The 26,926-nt window shown below is 35.8% G+C and carries 25 protein-coding genes; 14 read left to right on the top strand and 11 right to left on the bottom strand.

The window, feature by feature from the left end:
• Positions 1-3: 3 nt before the first annotated feature.
• The 11 genes from HMPREF2767_RS03575 to dnaA form a co-directional block, all read right to left on the bottom strand.
• Positions 4-924: a DUF2232 domain-containing protein gene (locus HMPREF2767_RS03575; RefSeq protein WP_070457163.1), complete on the bottom strand. Its 921-nt coding sequence runs from the start codon at positions 922-924 to the stop codon at positions 4-6.
• A 62-nt stretch (positions 925-986) separates the two neighbouring features.
• Positions 987-2,264: a serine--tRNA ligase gene (gene serS, locus HMPREF2767_RS03580; RefSeq protein ID WP_070622641.1), complete on the bottom strand. Its 1,278-nt coding sequence runs from the start codon at positions 2,262-2,264 to the stop codon at positions 987-989.
• 296 nt (positions 2,265-2,560) lie between these two features.
• A complete protein-coding gene (gene hutI / locus HMPREF2767_RS03585) occupies positions 2,561-3,799 on the bottom strand; it encodes an imidazolonepropionase (RefSeq protein ID WP_070622642.1) in 1,239 nt (412 codons plus the stop codon).
• Positions 3,799-5,457 carry a urocanate hydratase gene (gene hutU / locus HMPREF2767_RS03590; protein ID WP_070622643.1) on the bottom strand — a complete coding sequence of 553 codons (1,659 nt, stop codon included), beginning with the start codon at positions 5,455-5,457 and terminating at the stop codon, positions 3,799-3,801. Before hutU ends, hutI begins: the two co-directional genes overlap by 1 nt.
• 53 nt (positions 5,458-5,510) lie before the next feature.
• Positions 5,511-7,007, bottom strand: a complete 1,497-nt coding sequence (gene hutH, locus HMPREF2767_RS03595; RefSeq protein ID WP_068129073.1) for a histidine ammonia-lyase — start codon at positions 7,005-7,007, stop codon at positions 5,511-5,513.
• Positions 7,008-7,101: 94 nt separating this feature from the next.
• Positions 7,102-9,573 carry a DNA gyrase subunit A gene (gene gyrA, locus HMPREF2767_RS03600; protein WP_083302045.1) on the bottom strand — a complete coding sequence of 824 codons (2,472 nt, stop codon included), beginning with the start codon at positions 9,571-9,573 and terminating at the stop codon, positions 7,102-7,104.
• Positions 9,574-9,586: 13 nt separating this feature from the next.
• Positions 9,587-11,506, bottom strand: a complete 1,920-nt coding sequence (gene gyrB, locus HMPREF2767_RS03605; RefSeq protein WP_070457168.1) for a DNA topoisomerase (ATP-hydrolyzing) subunit B — start codon at positions 11,504-11,506, stop codon at positions 9,587-9,589.
• A gap of 14 nt (positions 11,507-11,520) precedes the next feature.
• Positions 11,521-12,618, bottom strand: a complete 1,098-nt coding sequence (gene recF, locus HMPREF2767_RS03610) for a DNA replication/repair protein RecF (protein WP_070457169.1) — start codon at positions 12,616-12,618, stop codon at positions 11,521-11,523.
• Positions 12,605-12,832, bottom strand: a complete 228-nt coding sequence (yaaA, locus tag HMPREF2767_RS03615; RefSeq protein ID WP_040928956.1) for a S4 domain-containing protein YaaA — start codon at positions 12,830-12,832, stop codon at positions 12,605-12,607. Before yaaA ends, recF begins: the two co-directional genes overlap by 14 nt.
• Before the next feature lie 176 nt (positions 12,833-13,008).
• Complete coding sequence (gene dnaN / locus HMPREF2767_RS03620) at positions 13,009-14,142, bottom strand: DNA polymerase III subunit beta (protein ID WP_070622644.1); 1,134 nt, start codon at positions 14,140-14,142, stop codon at positions 13,009-13,011.
• Between the two features lie 166 nt (positions 14,143-14,308).
• Complete coding sequence (gene dnaA, locus HMPREF2767_RS03625) at positions 14,309-15,637, bottom strand: chromosomal replication initiator protein DnaA (protein WP_068129066.1); 1,329 nt, start codon at positions 15,635-15,637, stop codon at positions 14,309-14,311.
• Between the two features lie 447 nt (positions 15,638-16,084).
• Here dnaA and rpmH point away from each other — a divergent pair, with 447 nt between their 5' ends.
• From rpmH to rpsF, 14 genes are all read left to right on the top strand, one after another.
• Positions 16,085-16,222, top strand: coding sequence for a 50S ribosomal protein L34 (gene rpmH / locus HMPREF2767_RS03630; RefSeq protein WP_040928948.1), 138 nt, complete (start codon positions 16,085-16,087; stop codon positions 16,220-16,222).
• A gap of 106 nt (positions 16,223-16,328) precedes the next feature.
• Positions 16,329-16,664 carry a ribonuclease P protein component gene (gene rnpA, locus HMPREF2767_RS03635; protein ID WP_068129064.1) on the top strand — a complete coding sequence of 112 codons (336 nt, stop codon included), beginning with the start codon at positions 16,329-16,331 and terminating at the stop codon, positions 16,662-16,664.
• A gap of 14 nt (positions 16,665-16,678) precedes the next feature.
• Positions 16,679-17,536 (top strand): RNA-binding cell elongation regulator Jag/EloR, encoded by an 858-nt coding sequence (gene jag, locus HMPREF2767_RS03640; RefSeq protein WP_070622645.1) that lies wholly within the window; start codon positions 16,679-16,681, stop codon positions 17,534-17,536.
• Positions 17,537-17,548: 12 nt separating this feature from the next.
• Entirely contained in the window at positions 17,549-18,925 is a 1,377-nt protein-coding gene (gene mnmE / locus HMPREF2767_RS03645; protein ID WP_068129060.1) for a tRNA uridine-5-carboxymethylaminomethyl(34) synthesis GTPase MnmE, read from the top strand.
• A gap of 11 nt (positions 18,926-18,936) precedes the next feature.
• The gene (gene mnmG / locus HMPREF2767_RS03650; protein ID WP_070622646.1) at positions 18,937-20,817 is read left to right on the top strand and encodes a tRNA uridine-5-carboxymethylaminomethyl(34) synthesis enzyme MnmG; all 1,881 of its coding nucleotides are present in this window, start codon (positions 18,937-18,939) and stop codon (positions 20,815-20,817) included.
• A 42-nt stretch (positions 20,818-20,859) separates the two neighbouring features.
• Entirely contained in the window at positions 20,860-21,576 is a 717-nt protein-coding gene (rsmG, locus tag HMPREF2767_RS03655) for a 16S rRNA (guanine(527)-N(7))-methyltransferase RsmG (RefSeq protein WP_070622647.1), read from the top strand.
• A gap of 13 nt (positions 21,577-21,589) precedes the next feature.
• The gene (locus tag HMPREF2767_RS03660; RefSeq protein WP_068129056.1) at positions 21,590-22,399 is read left to right on the top strand and encodes a ParB/RepB/Spo0J family partition protein; all 810 of its coding nucleotides are present in this window, start codon (positions 21,590-21,592) and stop codon (positions 22,397-22,399) included.
• A gap of 13 nt (positions 22,400-22,412) precedes the next feature.
• Positions 22,413-23,201, top strand: a complete 789-nt coding sequence (locus HMPREF2767_RS03665; RefSeq protein WP_070622648.1) for a ParB/RepB/Spo0J family partition protein — start codon at positions 22,413-22,415, stop codon at positions 23,199-23,201.
• Entirely contained in the window at positions 23,202-24,131 is a 930-nt protein-coding gene (locus HMPREF2767_RS03670) for a mechanosensitive ion channel family protein (protein WP_144265376.1), read from the top strand. It abuts the gene before it with no gap.
• Positions 24,132-24,143: 12 nt separating this feature from the next.
• Positions 24,144-24,329, top strand: coding sequence for a DUF951 domain-containing protein (locus HMPREF2767_RS03675; protein ID WP_068129053.1), 186 nt, complete (start codon positions 24,144-24,146; stop codon positions 24,327-24,329).
• Positions 24,330-24,346: 17 nt separating this feature from the next.
• Complete coding sequence (gene ychF / locus HMPREF2767_RS03680) at positions 24,347-25,447, top strand: redox-regulated ATPase YchF (protein ID WP_070622649.1); 1,101 nt, start codon at positions 24,347-24,349, stop codon at positions 25,445-25,447.
• Between the two features lie 97 nt (positions 25,448-25,544).
• Positions 25,545-25,946: a toxin C-terminal domain-containing protein gene (locus tag HMPREF2767_RS08935; protein ID WP_070622650.1), complete on the top strand. Its 402-nt coding sequence runs from the start codon at positions 25,545-25,547 to the stop codon at positions 25,944-25,946.
• Positions 25,947-26,468: a hypothetical protein gene (locus HMPREF2767_RS03690; RefSeq protein ID WP_070457175.1), complete on the top strand. Its 522-nt coding sequence runs from the start codon at positions 25,947-25,949 to the stop codon at positions 26,466-26,468.
• 145 nt (positions 26,469-26,613) lie between these two features.
• Positions 26,614-26,919: a 30S ribosomal protein S6 gene (gene rpsF / locus HMPREF2767_RS03695; protein ID WP_040928935.1), complete on the top strand. Its 306-nt coding sequence runs from the start codon at positions 26,614-26,616 to the stop codon at positions 26,917-26,919.
• Positions 26,920-26,926 lie beyond the last annotated feature (7 nt).

The following is a 26,926-nucleotide window of genomic DNA, read 5'->3' on the forward strand; positions in this document are numbered from 1 at the left end:
GTGCTATTTCCCCCCTGTCTCAATACGTCGTCTAAATCTAAATAACATATCTATAAATCCAACAAATAATGTAATTGGTTTAAGAATGACTGAAACAATCATAATGAGTACGATCCATACAATGTTAAGTTCTTTATGTTTTAAAAAGTATAAAACAAATGCTAAACCATGTATGTATATAATCCACTCTAAAATTACCATTGAGTTCATGACAATCGCATAAACTGCATCACCTAACGTATTTTGAAATAGCGTTAAGATCATAAATCCAAAATAAATATAAGCGATATTTCTCGGGAAAACCCATTTACTAAATGGTACATATGTCCAAAGTTGAGATTTGTCTGTGACTAATACTCGAATCATTAGTACCGTATAGAGTGCAATCACAAAACTCACTACAAAAAATTGCGATGGAATTAATGTGAAAAATCCTTTTACAGATTGAATAATCATTTCTGTATCAAATGTTTGACCAGTAATGCTCGATACGTCATTTAATTGTTCTGTGTACCACGCAATCATTCGTGACTCTATATTTCCAAAAGATGGTATTACCTTAAATGCTTGAAGAATAAGCACACTAGATAACGATAGTATACCCATTAAAAACGTTAAATATGTAAGTGTAACTTCTTGTGTGAAACGTTGCTTCAACGTACCTTCAAGTAATAAGACTGAACACACGATAACGATAAACATCACAAATGATAGTATTGAAAATCCGTATAGTGTTGGAATCCATATGATGAAAACCGTTATAAAGAATGTACGATCAGATTTGAACTTAATATCTAATAATAAATAGATAACAAACGGAACGATTAAAAATCCGAGTATAAATGTAAAGTCAGTAAGTATAAATAATATTAAACTCACAGCGATTGCTGATACGACTTTTAAATAAGGTATATCTTGTTTCAAAATTACACACCCTAAGCTTATAAAAATATGCTCCTATGAAATAGGAGCATTCAATAATATTATTATACCTTTTCGATGATAGATTGACCACCCATGTACGGTCTTAGTACCTCTGGGATAGTTACTGTCCCATCTTCATTTTGATAATTTTCAATAATTGCTGCCATCGTACGTCCAACAGCTAAACCACTACCGTTTAACGTGTGTACATATTCAGGTTTTGAATCTTTGTCACGCTTGAAGCGGATGTTTGCACGGCGTGCTTGGAAATCTGTCATATTTGAAATTGAGCTAATTTCTCTGTAGTCACCGTATTGTGGTAACCAAACTTCAACGTCATACGTTTTTGCTGAACCAAATCCGATATCACCCGTACATAAAATAACTGTGCGGTGTGGGATTTCTAATAAGTTTAAAATATTTTCAGCATGACGTGTCATTTCTTCTAACACTTCAAATGAATCTTCTGGCTTTTCAAAGCGCATCATTTCAACTTTATTAAATTGGTGAAGTCGGATAAGTCCTCTCGTATCACGACCAGCTGAACCCGCTTCACTACGGAAACATGCTGTAGCTGCTGCAAACTTTGTCGGCACATCTTCACTTTGTAAGATTTCATTCGCAAAATAGTTTGTTAATGTTACTTCTGAAGTTGGAATAGTGTACATTGATTCATCTTGAATTTTAAATAAATCCTCTTCGAATTTTGGCAACTGTCCTGTTCCGTACATTGCGTCTCCACGAACGATTTGTGGTGTCATCATTTCTTTATAACCATTTTCTCTATGGACATCTAACATAAAGTTAATTAATGCACGCTCTAAACGTGCACCTTCACCTGTTAAATATACAAAACGTGAGCCTGATACTTTTGATGCACGTTCAAAATCAGCCATTTTAAGCTCTTCAAGAAGTTCCCAATGCGCTTTTGGTTCAAAGTCAAATGTTTTCTGTTCACCTGTACGACGTACTTCAACGTTTTCTGAGTCATCTTTACCAACAGGTACTTCATCGTCAATTAAATTTGGAACACGGTCTAAACGATAGTGTAATTCGTATTCGACTTCTTTTAACTCATTATCGATTTCAGAAATACGTTTACCGACTTCTTGCATTGCTTGAATATCCGCATCTGCATCTTCTTTGTTACGCTTTTTTTCTGCGATGTTTTGAGATACGCTATTACGTTCTGCTTTTAACTCTTCTGTTTCTTTTAATAACGTACGGCGTTTTTCATCGTACTCAATAATCTCATCGATAATGACTGGATCCATTTCACGTTTTTTTGTTTTGTCTTTTACAATGTCTGTGTTGTTACGAATAAACTTAATATCTAACATTTATTTTCCTCCTAAATTTACTTGTAGATACAAAAACCACGCCCCAATATACAAAAGGGACGTGGTTATATACGCGTTGCCACCCTAATTACATACGTTTAACGTATGCATCTCATTTTAAAACGAAGTGAACTTCGTTTACTTGCTGTAATAGAGATAGAAATTCACATCGCTTACTAACTATTCTCACCAACCATAGTCTCTCTAAAAGTAGGGCGAATGTTACTGCATCTCACAAGTAAATTTTATTTGATTACTTTTATTATAATAATTTTCTTCGTTATTTTCAATAATGACTATAGGTTAAGTCCAGGTTGCTCAAAAACGACTTGACCATTAGCAATTACTTTTGATGCATGGTTTACACCATAATGATACGGTACGTATTCGTGGTTTGGTGCTTTCCAAATGACGAGGTTCGCATCATCTCCAGCATCTAACGTACCACGATCTGTTTTAATTGCGTGTGCTGCGTTTACTGTTACTGCGTTCCATACTTCTTTTGGTGTCATTCTAAGTTTGATTGCACCGATTGTCATAATCATTTGTAAGTTATCTGTCACACAGCTTCCAGGGTTAAAGTCCGTCGCGAGAGCTACAGCTCCACCGTTATCAATCATTCCACGTGCATCAGCATAATCGTCTTTTCCTAAATAGAACGTTGTACCTGGTAGAAGTACAGCGATTGTGTCGCTATCTTTCAATGCTTTTTTGTCTTTATCTGAAGCGGCGACTAAATGATCTGCACTGACTGCACCTTGTTCGATAGCGAGACCTAAACCACCGAGTGGATCGATTTCATCTGCATGAATTTTTAAATCGTATCCCGCTTCTTTAGCTGCTTCCATATAACGTCTTGACTCCTCAACGCTGAAAACTCCTGTTTCAGTAAATATATCTGCAAAATCAGATAGCTTTTTAATTTCATCGTTTTGAAGTAAATCTGTCATCTCTTGTAAAAATTCTTCGTTTTCTCGGCCTTTAGGTACTGCGTGTGGACCTAAGTACGTATGTTTCATTGTGATTGGAAACTTTTCTTCAAGTGCGTGTGATACTTTTAATTGTTTTAATTCATTTTCTAAATCGAGACCATATCCACTTTTTGATTCTACTGTTAATACACCGTGCTGAATCATACGGATAATGTTTTTCGATGCTTTTTCTAACAACTCATCAAACGATGCTTTTTTAGTCGCTTCAACAGTATTTAAAATACCGCCACCTTGTTCTAAAATCTCTAAATAATCGACACCCTGAATTTTTAACGCTAACTCGTGCTCACGTGATCCACCATGAACGACGTGTGTATGAGGGTCGACTAGAGCAGGTGTGACAAGCTTTCCTTCAGCATCAATTTCTTGATCTGCTGTATAATCATCTGTCTTTTCACCACTATAGATGACTTTACCGTCTTCAATGACGACCATACCGTCTTTCACGATTAATAACTCGTCCATCTCTTTTCCTTTTAATGCACGTGTTGATTTCTTTGGTAATACTAACTCACCAATATTTTTAATAATTGTTGTCGACATTATTTATTCTCCTTTAACATTGGTATATTCATGTTGTATTTTTTCGCTGTTTCGATTGCTATATCATATCCAGCGTCAACATGTCTTACTACTCCCATACCCGGATCTGTAGTTAATACTCTTTCTAATCGTCTCGCTGCTCTGTCTGTTCCATCTGCAACGACGACCATTCCTGCATGTAATGAGTATCCCATACCAACACCACCACCGTGGTGGAATGAAATCCATGATCCTCCTGCTGCCGTGTTCACTAACGCGTTTAATACTGCCCAGTCACCAACTGCGTCACTTCCGTCTTTCATCGACTCAGTTTCACGGTTAGGACTTGCAACTGAACCAGAGTCTAGATGGTCACGTCCAATAACGATTGGTGCGCTAATTTCTCCTGTACGAACCATTTCGTTTAATGCTAACCCCATTTTCGCACGTTCACCGTATCCTAACCAAGCGATACGTGATGGTAATCCTTGGAAATGAATACGTTCTTCAGCCATATCTAACCAACGAATTAACTTTTCATTATCTGGGAATAATTCACGCATTTTTTTATCTGCCGCTTCGATATCTTTAGGGTCTCCAGATAACGCCGCAAATCTAAATGGTCCTTTACCTTCACAGAATAATGGACGAATGAATAGTGGCACGAATCCTCCAAAGTCAAATGCATTTTTTACACCGTAATCATACGCAACTTGTCGAATATTGTTTCCATAATCGAAAACAACTGCGCCTTTTTCTTTAAATCCGAGCATCGCTTCAACGTGTTTTGCCATAGAGGCTGTAGATAACTCAACATACTTTTCAGGATTTTCTTCGCGTAGTTTTTTTGCTTCTTCTAACGAGTATCCTTCAGGTACATAACCGTTTAACGGGTCATGCGCACTCGTTTGGTCTGTAACGACGTCGATTTTCGTATCGCTATTTAAAATTTTAGGTAAAATTTCTGCAGCGTTTCCTAATAATCCAATCGATAAATTACGTCCTTCATCTCTCGCTTCTTCAGCGACTTTTAATGCTTCGTCTAAGTCTTCAATCATGACGTCACAATAGCCCGTTTCAATTCGTTTTTCAATTCGAGATTTGTCGACCTCAACAGTAATCGACACACCATCACAAAACGATACCGCAAGTGGTTGCGCACCACCCATACCACCAAGTCCAGCAGTTAACGTAATCGTTCCTTTTAAACTACCGCCGTAGTGTTGGTTTGCGAGTTCTGCAAATGATTCGTACGTCCCTTGAACGATTCCTTGAGACCCGATATAAATCCATGAACCAGCCGTCATCTGGCCGTACATCATTAACCCTTTTTTATCGAGCTCATTAAAGTGTTCCCAATTTGCCCACTTAGGTACGAGTACTGAGTTAGATAAAAGTACGCGTGGTGCCTCGTCATGCGTCTTAAAAACCGCAACAGGTTTACCAGACTGAACGAGCATCGTTTCATCGTCTTCAAGATTTCTTAACGTATCGACAATCGCATCAAATGCTTCCCAGTTACGCGCTGCTTTACCGATACCCCCGTATACGACTAAATTCTCTGGATGCTCAGCAACCTCAGGTTCTAAGTTGTTATATAACATACGTAAAGCTGCTTCTTGTTCCCATCCTTTACACTCAATTTCTAAACCTTTTTTAGCTCGAATATTTCTTGACATAATTTAACACTCCTTGAAAATTAAAATAGTTCATGACATAAAAAAAAGACCGATTAAATACTTTGAATAGCACGTAATGCGAGTGATAGTTGTTTGATATCATCTGAGAATTTACGGTCTTGGTCGATAAACGCCGCAACTTTTCTATATTCGTCAAATTTCTCTTTCGTTTTTGGTGATAGTTTGTCCACACCACGAATTTCTACAGCACTTAGTGCGATGAACAACTCAGTTGCAAGGACGTTTCGAACGTTTTCCACGATGTCTCTAGCGTGTCTAGCACCAATTGTTCCCATAGAAACGTGATCTTCTTGGTTTCCACTAGACGGTATTGAATCAACAGATGCTGGATGTGCGAGTGTTTTGTTTTCAGAAACTAAACTTGCCGCCATATATTGTAAAATCATTGCACCTGACTGTAGTCCATCTTCTGGACTTAAAAATGCTGGTAATCCGTCGTTTAAATCTGGGTTTACTAATCGCTCGATGCGTCTTTCTGAAATATTTGCAATTTCTGCAACACCGATTTTTAATAAATCCATCGCGATAGCGATCGGTTGTCCGTGGAAGTTTCCACCAGAGTAGACTTCGTTTTCACTAAATATTAATGGGTTATCATTTGCAGCGTTCATTTCAATTTCTAACTTTTCTTTTACATATTTTAACGTTTGGAAACTTGCGCCGTGCACTTGTGGAATACAACGAAGTGAGTATGCATCTTGTACACGTAATTCACCTTGATGTGTAGTCAGTTTTGAGTCTTTTAAATACTCTCTCATTTTTTTCGCAACGTAAATTTGCTCATCGTATCCACGTGCAATGTGAATTTTTTCATCGTATGCGTCTGTAATACCATGTAAACTTTGATGTGTTAAAGATGAAATCCATAAACTATCTTCCATCAGCTTTTCTGCTTCGATATATGTAATGACACCAACTGCTGTCATCGCTTGTGTACCGTTAATTAAAGCGAGACCTTCTTTTGCAGCAAGTTCAATTGGTTCGATTTGTTTTTCTTTTAACACTTCAATAGTCGGAGTCACTTTACCGTCTTTTAACACTTCACCTTCACCAGTTAGTGGAAGTGCCATATGAGATAACGGTGCGAGATCTCCTGAAGCACCTAAAGAACCTTGTTCTGGAATGGCTGGAATAATTCTTTCGTTAATAAATGTTTTTAACTGATCGACGAGAATTGTTCTCACGCCTGAATGTCCTTTTAACATTGTATTTAAACGTAATACCATCATGAGTAGTGCAGTATTTTCACTTAAATAATTTCCAACACCAACCGCATGAGAGCGAATAAGATTTGTTTGAAGCTGTGATGTTTTTTCTTTTGAAATTAAGACGTCACTAAACAGTCCAAAACCTGTTGTAATCCCGTAAATTGTACGTTCATTATCGATGATGTTTTCAACGATTTGTCTTGATGCATGAACTCTTTTATACGCGTCTTCGGTCACTTCAATTTTAGAATTTTCATGTTGTAAAAATGATTTAATATCCTTAATTTCTAAAGCGCTTCCATCTAATTTTAAAACTACCAACTCAATTCCTCCTTAAAACTCTGAATTTAACAACAGTATAACGTTTACATTTTTTAAAATCAAAAAAAGTTGGAGAAAATCTCCAACTTTTAATTTATTCTTCGGTATTTTCTACTTCGTCTTCAATATCCGCTTCAACATCTTTAACAACCGCTACAGTAACAACGTTGTTAGAGTCATCTAAGCGCATTAGACGAACACCTTGAGTACTACGTCCCGTAATCGATACATCACTAATCGCGAATCGAATAATGACACCACGATTTGTAACGACCATTAAATCTTCGTTTCCGTCAACCGCAGCGATAGACTCGAGTTCTCCGATTTTTTCAGTTAAGTAAATCGTTTTAACTCCGAGACCGCCACGTTTCGTTTGACGATACGCACTTTCAATCGTCTGTTTACCGTAACCTTTATTTGTCACGACTAACACGTGTTGATTTTCTTTTAATATATCAATTCCAACGACTTCATCACCTTCACGTAGACGCATTCCAAGTACACCTGCTGCCGTACGTCCCATAGAACGAACGTCGTTTTCATCGAAACGAATGAGTTGTCCTTGTTTAGATCCAATGATTACTTCTGATTGACCGTCTGTAAGACGAACTGCGAGTAATTCATCGTTATCTCTAAACGTAATTGCGATTTTACCGTTACGATTAATACGGTTAAATTCTGATAGTTTCGTACGTTTCACAAGACCATTACGCGTAACGAATAGTAGGTGATAGCCATCCGTATCTCCGTCTTTATCTTTAACCGATAACATCGTCGTGATTTTTTCGTCTTTATCGACTTCAATCATATTAACGATTGGAATACCTTTAGATTGACGCGATAATTCCGCAACTTCGTATCCTTTGAGTCGGTATACACGACCTTTATTCGTAAAGAATAATAAATAATCGTGTGTCGACATCGCTACGATTTTTTCAACGAAGTCATCTTCCACCGTATTCATACCTTGAATACCGCGTCCACCGCGTTTTTGTGCGCGATACGTGTCAGCTGGGAGACGTTTAATATAGTTTTTATGAGATAACGTGACGACGATTTGTTCTTCTGGAATTAAATCCTCATCTTCGATATCTATTGCGCCTGCAGTGATTTCTGTACGGCGCTCATCACCATATTTATCGCGAATTTCAATTAATTCTTTACGGATAAGCTCTAACAGTTTATCTTCAGAATCTAAAATCGCTTGAAGTGATTCGATAGTTTTCATAAGCTCATCGTACTCTGATTGGATTTTGTCGCGCTCTAAACCTGTAAGGCGACGTAATCTCATATCTAATATCGCTTGTGCTTGCTTTTCAGATAAATTAAATTGCTCCATTAAGCCTAATTTAGCTTCTTCATCTGTTTCTGACGCACGAATTAAAGCGATGATTTCATCGATATGATCGAGTGCAATCATGAGTCCTTCTAAAATGTGTGCACGTGCTTTCGCACGATCTAAATCGAACTCTGTGCGTCTTGTTACGACTTCTTTTTGGTGCTCAAGATAGTGATATAACATCTCTTTTAACGTGAGTGTTTGAGGTTCACCATTTACAAGAGCGAGCATGTTGACACCAAACGATAATTGTAGAGGTGTTTGTTTATATAAGTTGTTTAATATAACGTTCGCGTTTTGATCGCGACGAATCTCAATGATGATTTTAACGCCTTCTTGAAGTGACGTTTCATCACGTAAATCTGTAATACCTTCGATTTTTTTATCGCGTACAAGTTCTGCGATTTTTTCGACTAAACGTGCTTTGTTTACTTGGTATGGAATTTCAGAAACGACGATACGTTCTTTACCGTTTTTCATTTCTTCAATCGTACATTTCGCACGCATAATAATCGAACCACGACCTGTTTCATACGCTTTTTTAATACCAGAGCGTCCCATAATCAGTCCTGCTGTTGGGAAATCAGGTCCTTTAATAATATCCATTAACTCTAGCGTCGTAATGTCTGGATTTTCTGAAAGAGCAAGGACACCATTAATAGATTCTACTAAGTTATGTGGTGGTATATTTGTCGCCATACCGACTGCAATTCCTGACGCACCATTGACGAGTAAGTTCGGAAAGTGTGCCGGTAATACGACTGGTTCCCGTTCTGTTTCATCGTAGTTTGGTGCGAAATCGATCGTATTTTTGTTAATATCTCTTAATAGTTCCATCGCGATTTTCGACATTTTTGCTTCTGTGTAACGCTGTGCAGCTGCTCCGTCACCGTCCATTGAACCAAAGTTCCCTTGTCCATGAACGAGTGGATAACGCGTTGAGAAGTCTTGTGCGAGTCTCACCATCGCTTCATAAATTGAAGAGTCACCATGTGGGTGATATTTACCCATTACGTCTCCGACGATACGTGCTGATTTTTTAAACGGTTTGTCGTTCGTCATACCGTTATCATACATACCGTATAAAATTCTACGGTGTACTGGCTTTAATCCGTCTCGAACATCTGGTAACGCACGTGATACGATAACACTCATCGCATAGCTCAAGAAGGAACTCTTCATCGTTTTACTAATATTTACGGGTTGAATATTACTATGTTCAGCCAATTAAATTTCCTCCTTAAACATCTAAGTTTTCTACATATCTTGCGTTTTCTTCAATGAATTCACGGCGTAACTCTACGATGTCACCCATTAACATCTCAAATACTTGGTCCGCTTCAATCGCATCTGACAACTCAACTTGTAAGAGTGTACGATTTTCTTCGTCCATCGTCGTTTCCCATAATTGGTCTGCGTTCATTTCACCGAGACCTTTGTAACGTGAAATTGAGATTTTTGGTGTTTCTGGTAGTGTACGACGTAGTTCTTCAAGCGCTTCGTCATCATAGACATAATGTTTTTTCTTACCTTGCTCCACTTTATAAAGTGGTGGTTGTGCAATGTAAATATATCCTGCTTCAATTAACGGACGCATAAAGCGATAGAAGAACGTGAGTAATAGTGTACGGATATGTGCACCATCAACGTCTGCGTCTGTCATAATAACGACTTTATGATAACGTGCTTTTTCTAAATCAAATTCTTCTCCAATTCCAGTACCGAGCGCTGTGATAATCGCACGAATTTCGTTATTTTCTAATATACGGTCGAGTCGCGCTTTTTCAACGTTTAAAATTTTACCTCGTAACGGTAAAATAGCTTGTACTGTCGAGTTACGACCAGATTTTGCTGAACCACCTGCTGAGTCACCCTCAACGATAAATAGCTCAGAAATACTTGGATCTTTTGATGAACAATCTGCTAGTTTTCCTGGTAAACTTGATACTTCTAAAGCAGATTTACGTCGCGTCATTTCACGTGCTTTACGTGCTGCAACACGCGCATGTTGTGCGGTAATTCCTTTTTCGACAATCATTCTTGCTTCTTGTGGGTTTTCTAGTAAATAACGTTCAAACCCTTCAGAGAATAATTGATCTGTAATCGAACGTACTTCAGAGTTACCTAACTTAGTTTTTGTCTGTCCTTCAAACTGAGGATCTGTATGTTTGATGGACACAACTGCAGTCAGACCTTCTCTAACATCTTCACCTGATAAACGTTCGTCGTTTTCTTTTAAAATATTTTGACTAAATCCGTAGTTGTTTATGACACGTGTTAACGCACGTCTAAATCCTTCTTCGTGCGTACCACCTTCATAAGTGTGGATATTGTTTGCATATGTTAAAACGTTCGATGAAAAACCTCTATGATACTGCATAGATATTTCAACTTCTACGTTTTCTTTGTCACCATCTAGATAGATGACTTCTTCAGTTAAGATTTCTTTATTTTTGTTTAGTTCTTCAACATATGACTTTAAACCGCCTTCATAGTGGTACTCATATGTTTCACCGTCTGATGTACGTTCATCTTTTAGACGAATTGTTAAACCTTTATTTAAAAACGCGAGTTCTTTTACACGTTTTTCGAGTATTTCAACTTCATATTCTTGTGTCTCTGTAAATATTTCAGCATCTGCTTTGAAACGAATAACAGTACCTGTTTTGTTTGTTTTATCGATGACTTCTAAGTCAGCATCAGGCACTCCGCGCGTATAACTTTGGAAATGCACTTTTTTATCTCTATGAACATATACTTCTAATGACTCAGATAAGGCGTTTACTACTGAAGATCCTACACCGTGTAGACCACCAGATACTTTATATCCACCGCCACCGAATTTACCTCCTGCGTGAAGGACTGTTAAAATAACCTCTACCGCAGGACGTCCCATCGATTCTTGAATATCGACTGGAATACCACGTCCATCATCGATAACTTTTACCCAGCCATCTTTCTCTAATATAATGTCGACTGCTGATGCATAGCCAGCGAGCGCCTCGTCAATAGAGTTATCGACGATTTCCCACACTAAATGGTGTAACCCTCTAGAAGACGTCGAGCCGATATACATACCCGGACGTTTTCTTACTGCTTCCAAACCTTCAAGTACTTGTATTTGGGTTGCATCATAAGATTCATGTCTTTGTTCTGCCATTTTGTCACCTTCCGCTATTTTTTAACCGTACCTTCTTCAATCGTGTATAAATTCATTTCATCCATAATTTGATGGTTAATATCACTAATTGAAGTCGTCGTTACAAACGTCTGTACACGGTTACGTATCGACGTTAGTAGGTGTGCTTGACGGTGCTCGTCAAGTTCACTGAGTACATCATCTAACAGTAAAATTGGATACTCTCCAATTTCATTTGCGATAACATCGAGTTCTGCAAGTTTTAAAGACAACGCAGTCGAGCGTTGTTGACCTTGTGAACCGTATGTCTGCACATCCATATCATTAATATAAAACTTTAAATCATCTCGATGTGGACCGATTAAACATTGTCGACGTTCTATTTCGTTATCGATTACAGATGCATAAGTTTCTTTTAAAAACTGTAATCGTTCTTCTTTTTTAAGTTCTAAACATTTAATATTTGGACGATATTCAACTGTTAAATTTTCTTGATTATTTGAAATGTCGCTATGTATTTGTTTTGCATACTCATTTAAGGCTTCAACAAATGCTTCGCGCTTATTAATGATTTCTAATGCTGCTTCAACGAGTTGATCGTTAAAGATTTCGACCATCATTTTATCGACGTGTCTTTCTTTTAAATACAAGTTTTTTTGTTTTAAGACACGTTTATAGTCTGATAAGCTTTGTAAATATATTTTAGAAATTTGACCACACTCTACATCGATAAAGTTACGACGTACTTCTGGTGCACCTTTAACAATCTCTAAATCTTCTGGTGCAAATAATACACAGTTCAGTGCCCCGACATACTGAGATAATTTAGCCATCTCAATATGATTGATTTTTGCACGTTTTCCACTTTTAGAAAGTAAAAGTGATATCGGTATTTCACTAAATCTATTTTGTACATATCCAGAAATTAATGCTTCATCTTGATTCATTCGAATTATTTCTTTATCGCGCGTCGTACGATGACTTTTTGTCGTTGCGAGACAATAGATCGACTCGAGTAGGTTGGTTTTTCCTTGTGCATTCTTTCCGATAAAAACGTTCAACTTGTCGTGAAAGTCGAGTGACAATGACTCGTAATTACGAAAATTTTCTAAATGTATACTAGATAGTTTCATCTACATACTCTATTCGATATACTCCAAACTCACCTAAATCGAGGACGTCACCATGATGAAGCTTTTTACCACGACGATTTTCGGGTTCATCGTTTAAATACACTTCATTCTCTGCAAGAAACCACTTTGCTTCTCCACCAGACTGAATAATAGACTGGTGTTTTAAAAATTGACCGATTGTAATAATTCCATCACTTAATTGAACGATTTCCATCTGTTTTTCCTCCTCGTATTGTTTATATTATACAGTATTTTCGGTGTATTTTCATCTTAATCGCTATTTTAAGGGTCATAGAGGGCTTTTATATTATTTTGTACTCCACCTACTTAATAACAATTAAAAAAGCTATATGCTCATATTTTAAAACATGAGGCATATAGCTTATAAATTTAGTAAGTTCTAATTGGTAAAATTAATTGAACAACATCGTTTGATGTACTTGATTGAATCGTAAATGGTTTCATCGTTCCAAAGAACTCAATTGAAACTTCTTCTTCAGGGATTGCACGTAGCGCGTCCATCATATATCTTGAGTTGAATGAAATTTGTAGCGGTTCACCTTCTAAATTTAGTGCACCGACTTCTTCTTCTACGTTTCCAATTTCTGGACTATTTGACGATAAAAGAACACGACTATTGTCGATTGTCATTTTAATCGCGCTATTTCCACCCTCAAGTGCAAGTAATGACACTCGGTCAATCGCTTTTAAAAATTCATTATTATTGATTACTAACTTTGTCTCGAAGTTTTCTGGGAACAATCTTGACGTGTCAGGATAATTTCCTTCTAGTAAACGAGAGATAAATCTTAAATGACCGTATTTAAATAATACTTGGTTTTGTGAGAAGTTAATTTCCACATCTTCTTCACTATCTTCGATAATTTTATTTAGTTCGTGTAATGCTTTACCAGGAATAATCGCATTACTAATTTCGATAGAGTTTTCTTTGTCATTTAACTTACGTAGCGCAAGTCTATGTGAATCTGTCGCTGTAAAATGCAGTGACTCATCAAAGAATTGCCAGTTAACACCTGTTAAAACTGGGCGAGTTTCTGAACTTGATACTGCAAAGTTTGTCTCGTTAATAATCGTTTTTAAAACAGATGCTGCGATTTTAATACTTTCTTCGTTATTCACTTCAGGAAGTAGTGGGTAGTGATCTGGATTTGATCCACTAATGACGAAATTAGATTTACCTCCACTCAATTGAATTCCAAATTGATCTGTTGATTTTAATTGGACGTAATCTCCATCTAATTTTTTAACGATATCTGTGAAAAATCTTGCAGGTAAGACTGCTTCACCAGGTTCAGTAACTGTTAAAATTTCTTCGTTATCTACTTCTGTTGGAATTGTGATTTCGATTGAAATCTCTCCGTTACTTCCTATTAGTACTAATTTGTCAGAAGATACTTCTACTTTAATTCCTGACAAAATAGGAAGCGTTGTACGATTTGATATTGCTTTTAATACGTCGTTTAGTTGTTCTGTGAAATAAGCACGTTGAATTTGTATTTGCATATGATAACTCCTTTTATTCTATATATTATATATAAAAATAGTAAAAGTCGTAGTAGGCACTGTGAATATGTGGATAAGTGGAAAACACGTTGATATATCAAAGTTATTCACATGTGTATAAACTGTTGATATTAGTGTACCATTTATCCACATTACTCACATAATATTAACCGAGTTTATTTTCGATTTCTTTTAATTCCTCTACGAATTCTTCGTCAGTTTGTAGTAATTTAGAAATTTTTTCGTGCGCATGAATAACCGTCGTATGATCTCTACCGCCAAAAATCTCTCCAATTTTTGGTAAAGAGTTATCTGTGAGTTCACGCGATAAATACATTGCGACGTGTCGTGGAAATGCGATAGAGCGCGTTCTTTTTTTAGAACTAAAATCATCTATTTTAATGCTGTAATGTTCAGCGACAACTGCTTGTATATCTTCTATACTAATTTTTCTTTGTTTTGGCTCTTTGACAATATCTTTTAGAGCTTCCGCAACAACTTCTGGAGACATTTCTTGATTTGTTAGTTTTGCGTATGCTGCGACTCGTGTTAAGGCACCTTCTAGTTCACGAATATTCGTATCAATTTGATTTGCGATGTACAGCATCGATTCTTTTGGAATGACGACGTTTGCTTCTTCACATTTTTTCTTTAATATTGCAATTCTCGTTTCAAGGTCAGGTGGAGTAATATCTGTAATTAACCCCCAACCAAATCGTGATCGTAATCTATCTTCTAATGTAGGGATTTCTTTTGGCGTACGATCACTTGTAATTACGATTTGTTTATCTTCATCATGAAGTGCGTTAAATGTATGGAAGAACTCTTCTTGTGTTTGCTCTTTTCCTGCTAAAAATTGAATGTCATCGATTAATAAGACATCAATATTTCGATATTTATTTCTAAATGCTTCAGGTTTGTTATCACGAATCGAGTTGATAAAATCATTCGTAAAACGTTCGCTTGATAGGTATGCGACTTTAGCATCTGGACGTGTTTTTTGAATATAGTTACCGATTGCGTGCATTAAATGGGTTTTCCCTAATCCAACACCACCATATATAAATAGTGGGTTATATGCTTTTGCAGGTGCTTCAGCGACTGCGAGTGAAGCAGCATGTGCAAATCGATTTCCATTTCCAATAACAAATGTATCGAATGTGTTTTCTTCGTTAATATTAAATACACGTTCTTCAGTAGGTTCAACTGGTTTTTCATCTTTAACTATAGATGAATTTACTGATTCTTCACCAGCGACAATGAGTGTAATCTCAGGCGATTCACCGACTACTTTAAAAATAGATTCTGCAATGAGATCTTTATAATGATCTTCTAGCCAGTTACGATTGAATTCTGAACTTGATTCAATCACTGCATTTTCTTGAGAAAGTTCTACTAATTTTAAGTCTGCGAACCAAACACCAAAACTTGCACTAGACACATTTTGTTCGATTTCATCTAAAATCTTTTTCCAAATTTCTCCTAAACCATCCATAAATTTAACCTCACTTTTAAGATAATTCACATACTGTGGATAAAAATATAAACAATGGTGATAAAAGTTATCCACAACCTTTCCACAAATGTGGATAAAACACTTATGTTTTTAGTTATTCACATAGAATTCAATAAAAATTATAATAGATAAACGTTAATATATCAATGTTCCAACAAAAGTATCCACAAATCCACAAGTTATCCACATAAATAATTAAATGTGTGTTATTTTGTGTATAAGTTATGCACAATGTGGTGGAAAACTAAAATTCATTGAAAAGTTATCCACATTTTTACGAAGAAAACATCTAATTTAATCTGTTAGAATACGTAATAATGCCAAAAAAATAATTGAAATGGTATTTGGATTCTGTTATTATGTAGTAGTTGCTAAAATTATTGACAGAAAAATTCATATAGCATTGGATTACATGGAGGTGTAGTTATGCCTAAACGTACGTATCAACCAAATAAACGCAAGCGTTCAAAAGTACACGGATTTCGTGCGAGAATGAGTACTAAAAATGGACGTAAAGTACTTGCGCGTCGCAGAAGAAAAGGTAGAAAAGTATTATCTGCATAATATGAAGATCATCTAGTCATAGGTGATCTTTTTTTGTGTCAATTCATAAAGTGTCATATCATGTCTATATTTTGTATAATATGTAATCATAAAGAGGTACAGTTGTATGAAAAAAGAGTATCGTATTAAAAAACAAAAAGATTTTCAGTATGTCTTTAAAAAAGGTAAGTCTGTTGCGAATCGACAATTCGTTATTTATACGAAAGAAAAGTCTGATGAAACACATTTTAGACTCGGTATCAGTGTTTCGAAAAAATTAGGCAATGCCGTAAAAAGAAATCAAATTAAACGTCGAATCCGCGCATTTTTCACTCAACATAAAGACACACTTAAAACAACAGAATACATTGTGATTGCAAGACAGCCTGTTAAAGATATGGACTATCACGACATTGAAAAGTCTTTATTACACGTTTTGCGAATCGCAAAATGCATAAAATAATGGAGGATAGACACATGTATAAAGTTTACAGAGGTGAAACTGTAGAAGACGCGCTGCAAAAAGGTTTAAACGATTTAAATGTCGAAGAGTCAGACATCAGTATTGACGTACTACAACAAGGTTCTAAAGGTTTCTTAGGTTTAATGAAAAAAGAAGCTGAAGTTAAACTTACGATTATTAATCCGGAGTTAAAACAATTAAATACAATTGAAGCAGTTCAAATGAGGCACCTGGAAGATTCTATAGAAGAAACTACAGAATTAGAGGTTACTGAACAAGAATTTGTAGAAGAAGAGACAGACGTTAATCAAGTAGATACTGTCGAAGAAGTTGTAGATATGAAAGAAGATACTGTTGAACAACACGAAGAGCAATTAGACGATTCATATGAAGAGACTGATGTACAAACTCCGAAATTTACGTTCGATGAAGCAGTCGAAAGTACAGCGAATTATATTCAATCTGTTGTTAATGAAATGGGTATTTCTAACTATACAGATTATACAGTCGACGATCGTACAGTAATGATTAACGTATTTGCAGATAAAGCGGCAAAAGTCATCGGTAAACGTGGATCGACATTAAATGCGTTAAGTGAAATTGGCCAGCATTACTTCAATAGAATATATAAAGGTTACGGAAGAATTATTATCGATACAGAAAACTATCGCGAAAAACGCGAAGAAATACTTGAAAATCTTGCGATTAATATGTCGAAAAAAGCAGTACGTACAAACCTACCAGTACACTTAGAACCGATGCCAGCATATGAAAGAAAGATCATTCATAACGCTCTTTATAACGTTACAAACATCAAAACTTACTCAGCTGGTAAAGAACCAAATCGTCATATTGTTATTGAAAGAGAATAGAGGGATAATCCAATGAAATTTGACACAATTTCGAGTATATCAACACCGGTTGGTGAAGGAGCCATCGCAATTGTCAGACTTTCAGGAGATGAAGCAATCGCCATCGCAGACCGACTATATAAAGGTAAAAAGAGTTTAAAGGAAGTAGACTCTCATACGATCAATTACGGTCATATCGTCGATCCAAAAACGAACGAAGTAATCGAAGAAGTAATGGTAGCCGTTATGCGTGCACCAAAAACATATACACGTGAAGATATCGTTGAAATTAACTGCCACGGTGGTATTCATACAATAAATCATATCCTTCAGTTAACATTACAAAATGGCGCTGAAATGGCAGAGCCGGGAGAGTTTACAAAACGTGCATTTTTAAATGGACGTATTGATTTATCTCAAGCAGAAGGAATTATGGATTTCATACGATCAAAGACAGATGACGCGTCTAAAATTGCGAACCAACAAATGCAAGGACGCTTAAAAGAGTATATTGAACATTTACGACAAGAAATATTAGTAGTACTTGCTCAAGTTGAGGTTAATATCGATTATCCAGAGTATGATGATGTCGAAGAAGCAACGACGCGTCAATTACTCGAAGCATCGCGCACGATTAAAACAGAAATCGAGGACCTATTAAAATCATCACGTGAAGGACGTATTTTACGTGAAGGATTAAATACAGTAATCGTCGGAAAACCAAACGTTGGTAAAAGTTCTTTATTAAACTATCTCATTCAAGATAACCGTGCAATCGTTACTGATATCGCAGGAACAACGCGAGATATTTTAGAGGAATACGTCAACGTCAATGGTATTCCGTTAAAACTCACAGACACTGCAGGCATTCGTGAAACAGAAGATATCGTTGAGAAAATCGGTGTCGAACGTTCACGTGAAGCGTTACAAAATGCAGAATTAATACTTTATCTATTAGATCATACGACTGGTTTTTCAGAAGAAGATAAAGATATATTAAACAATTTAAAAGAGCGTAACGTCATCATTATCGTCAACAAGACAGATTTAGAAGGTACAATTGATATCGATACTTTAAAATCAGATTATGATTTTCCTGTCGTGTTAACTTCTGTTACAGAGGGCACAGGGATTAAAGATTTAGAAGAAAGTATTAAAGAGTTATTCTTTAGTGGTGGTATTTCGATACAAGATTCAACTTACGTATCAAATAATCGTCATATTCATCTACTAGAACAAGCGCATAGAAGTATTATTGATGCGATCGAAGCTGCTGAAATGGATATTCCAGTAGATATGATCCAAATAGATTTAGTAAAAACGTGGCAATTACTCGGAGAAGTAATTGGTCAAGATGTTTCAGAAGAATTGATTGATCAGCTATTTAGTCAATTCTGTTTAGGAAAATAGGAGGAAAAATTATGGAGCATAATAAATACGATTGTATCGTCGTCGGTGCAGGACATGCGGGTATTGAAGCGGGACTTGCAACGGCTCGTAAAGGGTTAAAAACTTTAATGCTGACAATCAACCTAGATAATATTGCGTTTATGCCATGCAACCCGTCAGTAGGGGGTCCAGCTAAAGGTATCGTCGTAAGAGAAGTGGATGCTCTTGGCGGAGAAATGGCAAAAGTTGTCGATAAAACAAATATTCAAATGCGTATGTTAAATACGGGTAAAGGACCTGCAGTTCGTGCATTACGCGCACAAGCAGATAAATTAGATTATCAAAAAGTGATGAAGCAAGTATTAGAAGATGAAGAAAATCTAGATATCCTTCAAGCGATGGTCGATGCTTTAATTATCGAAGATGATGTCGTAAAAGGTGTCCGCACTAATATTAACACTGAATATTATAGTGATGCAGTGATTATCACGACAGGTACATTTTTACGTGGAGAAATTATTTTAGGAAACTTAAAATATTCTTCAGGACCAAACCATCAAATGCCTTCATTAAAACTTGCAGATCAATTAAAAGAACTAGGATTTGAAATCGTTCGTTTTAAAACAGGTACACCGCCACGCGTGAATTCAGACTCAATCGATTACGAGGAAACTGAAATTCAACCTGGTGACGATGTACCACGTGCATTTAGTTATGACACAACAGAATTTAATATGAATCAACTCCCATGTTGGCTGACTCACACGAATGAATTTACACACGAAATTATAAACGATAACTTACATCTTTCAGCAATGTATTCTGGACTTATTGAAGGTACAGGGCCGAGATATTGTCCATCTATCGAAGATAAAATCGTCCGATTCAACGATAAACCACGTCACCAAATATTCTTAGAGCCTGAAGGTAGACATACAAAAGAAGTCTATGTACAAGGGTTATCTACGAGTATGCCAGAACATGTACAACAAGAAATGTTAAAGACAATTCCTGGACTTAAAAATGCACGTATGATGCGTACAGGTTACGCAATTGAATACGATGCGGTCATACCGACACAATTATGGCCAACACTTGAAACTAAAAAAATAGAAAATTTATTTACAGCAGGACAAATTAATGGAACAAGTGGTTATGAGGAAGCGGCTGCACAAGGTATTATCGCGGGTATTAACGCAGCAAACAAATTACTTGGTAAAGAACCATTAATTTTAAGTCGTACAGATGCGTATATCGGTGTGTTAATCGATGACCTAGTAACAAAAGGAACAGAGGAACCATATAGATTATTAACGTCTCGTGCAGAACACCGTTTAATTTTACGTCACGACAATGCAGATTTACGATTAACTGATATTGGATACCGTGAAGGACTTATATCAGAAGAGCGTTATGAGAGATTCCAAAGTAAAAAAGCAAGAATTGAAAATGAACTTGAAAAACTCGAATCGATTCGTATTAAACCAAATGAACATACGCAGTCTATTATTGAAAATAAAGGTGGATCTCGATTAAAAGACGGTATTCTCGCTAGAGATTTACTGCGTCGTCCAGAAATGAATTACGATGATATTATGGAAATTCTAAACGAAGAATCCGTACTTTCACCTGAAGAGAAAGAACAAATTGAAATTCAAATTAAATACGATGGCTATATTAAAAAATCTTTAACGCAAGTTGAAAAAATGAAGCGTATGGAAAGTAAACGTATTCCAGATAATATCGACTACGATCAAATTCATTCACTTGCGTCAGAAGCGCGCGATAAGTTAAAAGAAGTAAGACCGTTAGATCTCGCACAAGCGTCTAGAATTTCTGGCGTTAACCCAGCAGATATTTCTATCTTACTCGTTTATATCGAACAAGGGAAAATAGCGAAAATACAAGATTAAAGGCTTATTTAAGCCTTTTTTCTTAAATTCAGAGGGATAATGATGACAAGAGAAGAGTTTATAAGTTATTTAAAAGACGAAGGTATTGAAGTGACAGATTATCAGCTCGAACAATTCGATATATACTTTAAAATGTTAGTCGAATGGAACGAAAAAATGAATTTAACAGCAATTACAGATGAAGAAGAAGTGTATGAAAAACATTTCTATGACTCAATTACGCCGTTATTTTACTTAGATATCGAAGAAGGTGCATCAATTTGTGATGTTGGTGCAGGTGCAGGGTTCCCCTCATTACCGATGAAAATCATTCGTCCAGATTTAAAAATAACGATCGTCGATTCATTAAAAAAGCGTATTACTTTTTTAAATGAATTAACAGCAAACTTAAAATTAGATAAAATTACATTAGTACATGACCGTGCAGAAACATTCGGTCAACATGGTCAACGACATATGTTTGATATCGTAACAGCACGTGCAGTTGCACGCTTAAATGTATTACTAGAATTATGTTTACCACTCGTTCGTACAGGTGGGCGTTTAATCGTATTAAAAGGTCAAAAGGCAGAAGAAGAATTAAGAGAAGCGGAATTTGCTTTAGAATTACTTGGTGGAGAATTGAGTCAAGTGTTCTCGTTATCATTACCACATGAAAATAGCGAGCGTTATATTATCGAATTCGATAAAAAACGAAAAACTCCGAGAGATTTCCCGAGAAAACCAGGTACACCGAATAAAAAACCATTAGTAAAGTAAAGGAGGAATCACGTTGAAAAAGCCATTTTCAAAGTTATTTAATCTACTCGATAAAACGGATCGTCACGTTGAAGATAAGATTGAAAAAATACCGGTTGAAAAAATCGTACCGAACAGATTCCAGCCGAGAAAAGTATTTGATAACAAATCGATCAAAGAACTTGCCGATTCTATTGAAGTTCATGGTCTACTTCAACCGATTACGTTACGACCAATCGAAGAAGGTATGTATGAAATTATCGCAGGCGAACGCCGTTTTAGAGCAATAAAATCATTACATTTTGAAAATGTCGAATCGATTATTCGCTATTTTACAGATCAAGAAGCAGCAGTTATAGCGATTATTGAAAATATTCAACGTGAAGACTTATCTCCTTACGAAGAAGCACTTGCATATAAAGACTTATTATCTATGGATGACATTACACAAAAGGATCTCGCGCATTCACTTGGAAAAAGTCAGTCCTTTATCGCGAATAAATTACGATTATTAAAGCTATCATCACCCGTTATAACGGCGTTACAAAATAATGATATAAGTGAAAGACACGCGAGGGCAATGCTTTCTTTAGATAACGCTATGCAGTACGAAGTGTTAGAAAAAGTAAAAGACAAAGATTTAACCGTTAAAGATACCGAGCAGCTCGTTAAAAACCGTTTGAAACAAAAAGAAACGCAAATTAACTTTAATGATGACATGACATTTCTCATGAATGATTTAGATAATGAAATTCAAAAAATTAAACGTCACGGTCATGAAGTGTTATGTGAAAAAACAGAAGATGAAGATACGTATATCATTAATATAAAAATTAAAAAGTAGGAGAGATGCAGAAATGAGTCGTATAGAAAGTATTCGTGTTTCTGACATCAAACCGAATCCATATCAGCCGAGACTGCATTTTGACGAAAAAGAGTTAAATGCATTAAAAGTTTCTATACAAGAAAACGGACTACTTCAACCGATTATTGTGCGTCAAACTGTTATCGGGTATACGTTAATTGCTGGAGAGAGAAGATGGCGTGCGTTTAAAGCGTTAAACTTAGAAACTATCGATGCGATTGTCAAAGAAATGTCAGATGAAGAAATGATGACATATGCGATAATTGAAAACTTACAACGTGAAGATTTAGATCCATTTGAGGAAGCGATGAGTTACAAAAAATATATGGAAACGTTGAATCTCAATCAATCAGAAACGGCTAAAAAGCTTGGTAAATCGAGATCATATATCGCGAACATGATTCGTTTATTAAATTTACCTCATTCAGTAATACAACTTATACAAGATGGTAAACTAACAACAGCACACGGACGAACATTACTCAGTTTAAAAAATCAGTTACATATTGAAGAAATCGCTAAACGAATTGTCGATGAAAAGTGGAATGTTCGTGAGACAGAACGTTTTGTACGTAAATTCGAAGCGACTAAAAAAACAGAAAAGAAATATGTCGAAAAACCCGCACCAATCGCACGTGTGGAACAGTCCTTAAAACGACGGTTAGGTACGGATGTCGATATTAAACAAGTCGGCAAAAAGGGACAAATTGTTTTATCTTTTACGAGTGTTGAAGAGTATAAGCGACTCGTCACATTACTGAGTGAAATAGGAGAGGATTAAATGATTCTAAAATGGCTAACGTTGATGGCAGTCGAAGCGATCGATACACCATTAGATACGAGTTTTTTAGATACGATATGGAAAAAAATCACATCTGTAGAACTATGGGTTAACGTTGGAGAACGTGTATTATGGTCAATTTTTATAGTCATTTTAGGGATGATTATTATAAAAATTGTCAATCGGATTATCGAAAATTTCTTACTAAAAAAAATATCGCTACGTCCTGGTAAAGCACAAATTAGTTTAAAGCGTAATAAAACACTTCTAAGTATGTTACAAAATAGCGTGACGGTATTTGGATGGTTCGTTATTGTCGTGACAATATTAGAAATATTTAACATACCTGTTGGAACACTACTCGCTGGGGCAGGGATTGCTGGTTTAGCAATCGGTTTTGGTGCACAAAGTTTAGTTAAAGATATGATTACTGGGTTCTTTATCATTTTAGAAAATCAGTTCGACAAAGGTGACTTTGTTAAATTTACTAATCAAGGATCACCAATTGCAGAAGGACAAGTCGTATATCTCGGACTGAGAAGTTCGAAAGTTTTAGGTTATAACTCTGAAATGTATATGGTGCCAAATGGTACAATAGGAGAAGTTGTGAATTTTTCTAAAGAAAATTCGATTGCGTTCTTAGAGTTTTACTTACCGATTGACACAGATATTAGTCGAGTTGAGAGATTATTAAGTGTATATGTTGAAGAAAATTGGCAGAAAAATGAAAGTATCGTAGAACCACCACAATTACTCGGTGTTCAAGATTTCATTAGTGGTCAATTACAATATAGAATCATGTTTATTACGCGTCCAATGGAACAATTCCAGGTGCTACGTGATTATCGTAAAAATATTCAAACACTTCTTAAAAACAATGAAATTATTCTCGGTGTTCCATCTGTGGAATTTAATGAAGAAAAGAAGTAAAGAGGTTAATATATGAGTAAAGAATTCCAGCTTGGCAGTATTGTTGAGATGAAAAAACCACATCCATGTGGAAATAATGAATTTAAAGTCACGCGTCTTGGTGCAGATATCAAAATTAAATGTACAGCGTGTGATCGTACGATTATGTTACCGAGACCAGAGTTTATAAAACGTATAAAGCATGTCAAACAATTTTAATTTGAGGAGAGAAAATAATGGCATTAACAGCAGGAATCGTCGGATTACCAAACGTTGGTAAATCTACTTTATTTAACGCAATTACTAAGGCAGGGGCACTTGCTGCGAACTATCCATTCGCAACAATCGACCCAAACGTCGGAATCGTAGACGTACCAGATGAAAGACTTGATAAGTTAACTGAAATCGTCGTACCAAAAAAGACAGTCCCAACAGCATTTGAATTTACAGATATCGCAGGTATCGTAAAAGGTGCATCAAAAGGGGAAGGTTTAGGTAACAAGTTCTTATCTCACATCCGTGAAGTAGACGCAATTTGTCAGGTCGTTCGTGCATTCGATGACGACAACATTACACACGTTTCAGGTAGAGTCGATCCAATTGATGACATCGAAGTAATTAATATGGAGTTAATTTTTGCAGACTTAGAAAGTATCGAAAGACGCTTACCACGTGTTGAAAAAATGGCGCGTCAAAAAGATAAGGACGCAATGTTTGAAACAGATGTATTAACTAAAATTAAAGTCGCACTTGAAGAAAACAAACCAGTACGCTCAGTTTCACTGACAGCTGAAGAAAAAGCAGTTGTAAAACATTTAAACTTCTTAACACAAAAGCCAATTATATACGTGGCAAACGTTGCTGAAGATGAATTAGCTGATTTAGAAAAAAACGAATATTTAAAGAAAATCATCGATTACGCAAAAGCGGAAGATGCACAAGTTGTACCAGTATCTGCGCGTGTCGAAGAAGAAATGGCAGTACTCGACGATGAAGATAAGAACGAATTTTTAGAAGCACTCGGCCTTGAAGAATCAGGACTTGATAAATTAATTCGTCAAACATACGACTTATTAGGACTTGCGACATACTTCACAGCGGGCGTTCAAGAAGTACGCGCATGGACGTTTAAAAAAGGAATGACTGCACCAGAATGTGCTGGAATTATCCATACAGATTTCCAAAAAGGATTTATCCGTGCGGAAGTAATGAGTTACGATGATCTCGTAGAACTAGGAAGTGAAGCGGCTGTAAAAGAAGCGGGTAAATCACGATTAGAAGGAAAAGATTATATTATGCAAGACGGAGACGTCGTGCACTTTAGATTTAACGTATAAAAACTAGTCAATAACTGCATCACTAAATGATGCAGTTTTTAATTTATTAATTTTAAATGTAGGTTTATAATAATTATAAATTTATAGAGGGGTGATTGTGATAAGAAAAATTATAAAATTCGTTTCAGTAATAATTTTGAGTATTTTACTAATTAGCCAGGATTATAAGTATTCTTTTGCGCAAAACCAACAACCAAATTTACATAAATTCAAAATTGAAGAAGACATATCTGTTTATTCTAAAAATGAACATTTAAAAGGACTTGACAATGGCGCAGGTGCTATCGCAAGAAGTCTTGGATATTCACGTACAAATTACTTATCACACGGACAAAGAGTTTATAAAAGTAATAAAAATAAAACTCCTCTCTACATTACTAGAGATATAGACTCACATAGTGGAGGCTACTGGAAAGGTGCTAAAACTGTAAAAAATCTTCAAAGTAAAAAAACTAGAGACGGTACTTATGATAAAAATCTTAGACGTCTGGGTGATTAAATGAATACACCATTTAACATTGATCTTAGTCAAACCAACATTAGTCCTTACCTGCATGCAAGAAAAACAAATAGAGTAAGATTCGATTTTGATTGTGTAAATGAATATATTTTTAACTTTATTATAAGTTTATTTAAAGAAGATGAATCCTTTCATATCTTTTATCTAGACAGTTACTCAATTAATGGATTATCACGAGAAATATTAAATTTAAAATTAAAAAGTTATATGGATGCGTTTAAGAATAAACATGATTTTAAACTAAAACAAGTGAACTATACAGAAGAGGACGACTTAATTGAATATATTTTTGCTGAAATTAAAAATGTAAGTCCTGAGGTAATTCGTTATTATTATCAATATATGAAATCATTAGATGCTGAAGATAATTATCTTTATTTTTATAATAAAAATTTCATTGTTTATATAACTACAGATGTATTGGATGTTGTGAGTAGTGATAAGGAATTTATTAAACGTATAAAACATTCAATTATTTCATATGATAAATATTATGAGTGATTTAATAGTTAAATATAAAAGAATATCTCACATTAACAATTGTATTTCGTAAACCTAACTGGTATAATATCTGATTGTGAGTAATGAAAATTATTCCTTGCCAAAACGAATGTTTTGGCCGCAAAGTCCATAAGGAGGTGTAAAGATGAAAAGAGCATACGAGATTTTATATATCGTACGTCCGGATTTAGAAGAAGACGCAGTAAAACAACTCGTTGAGCGTTTTGACGAAGTGCTTACTTCTAACGGTGCTGAAATCATCGAATCTAAAGAGTGGGGTAAACGTCGTTTAGCTTACGAAATCGAAGACTACAAAGACGGTTTATACCAAATTGTTAAATTAGATGCAGAAGATTCAAAAGCAGTTGACGAATTTGACCGTCTTGCTAAAATCAGCAACGACATCATTCGTCACATCGTAGTTCGCGACGAAGAACGCGAAGAAAAGTAATGAATAG

The sequence above is a fragment of the Nosocomiicoccus sp. HMSC067E10 genome (assembly GCF_001810835.1).
In the GTDB taxonomy this organism is placed as follows: Bacteria; Bacillota; Bacilli; order Staphylococcales; family Salinicoccaceae; genus Nosocomiicoccus; species Nosocomiicoccus ampullae_A.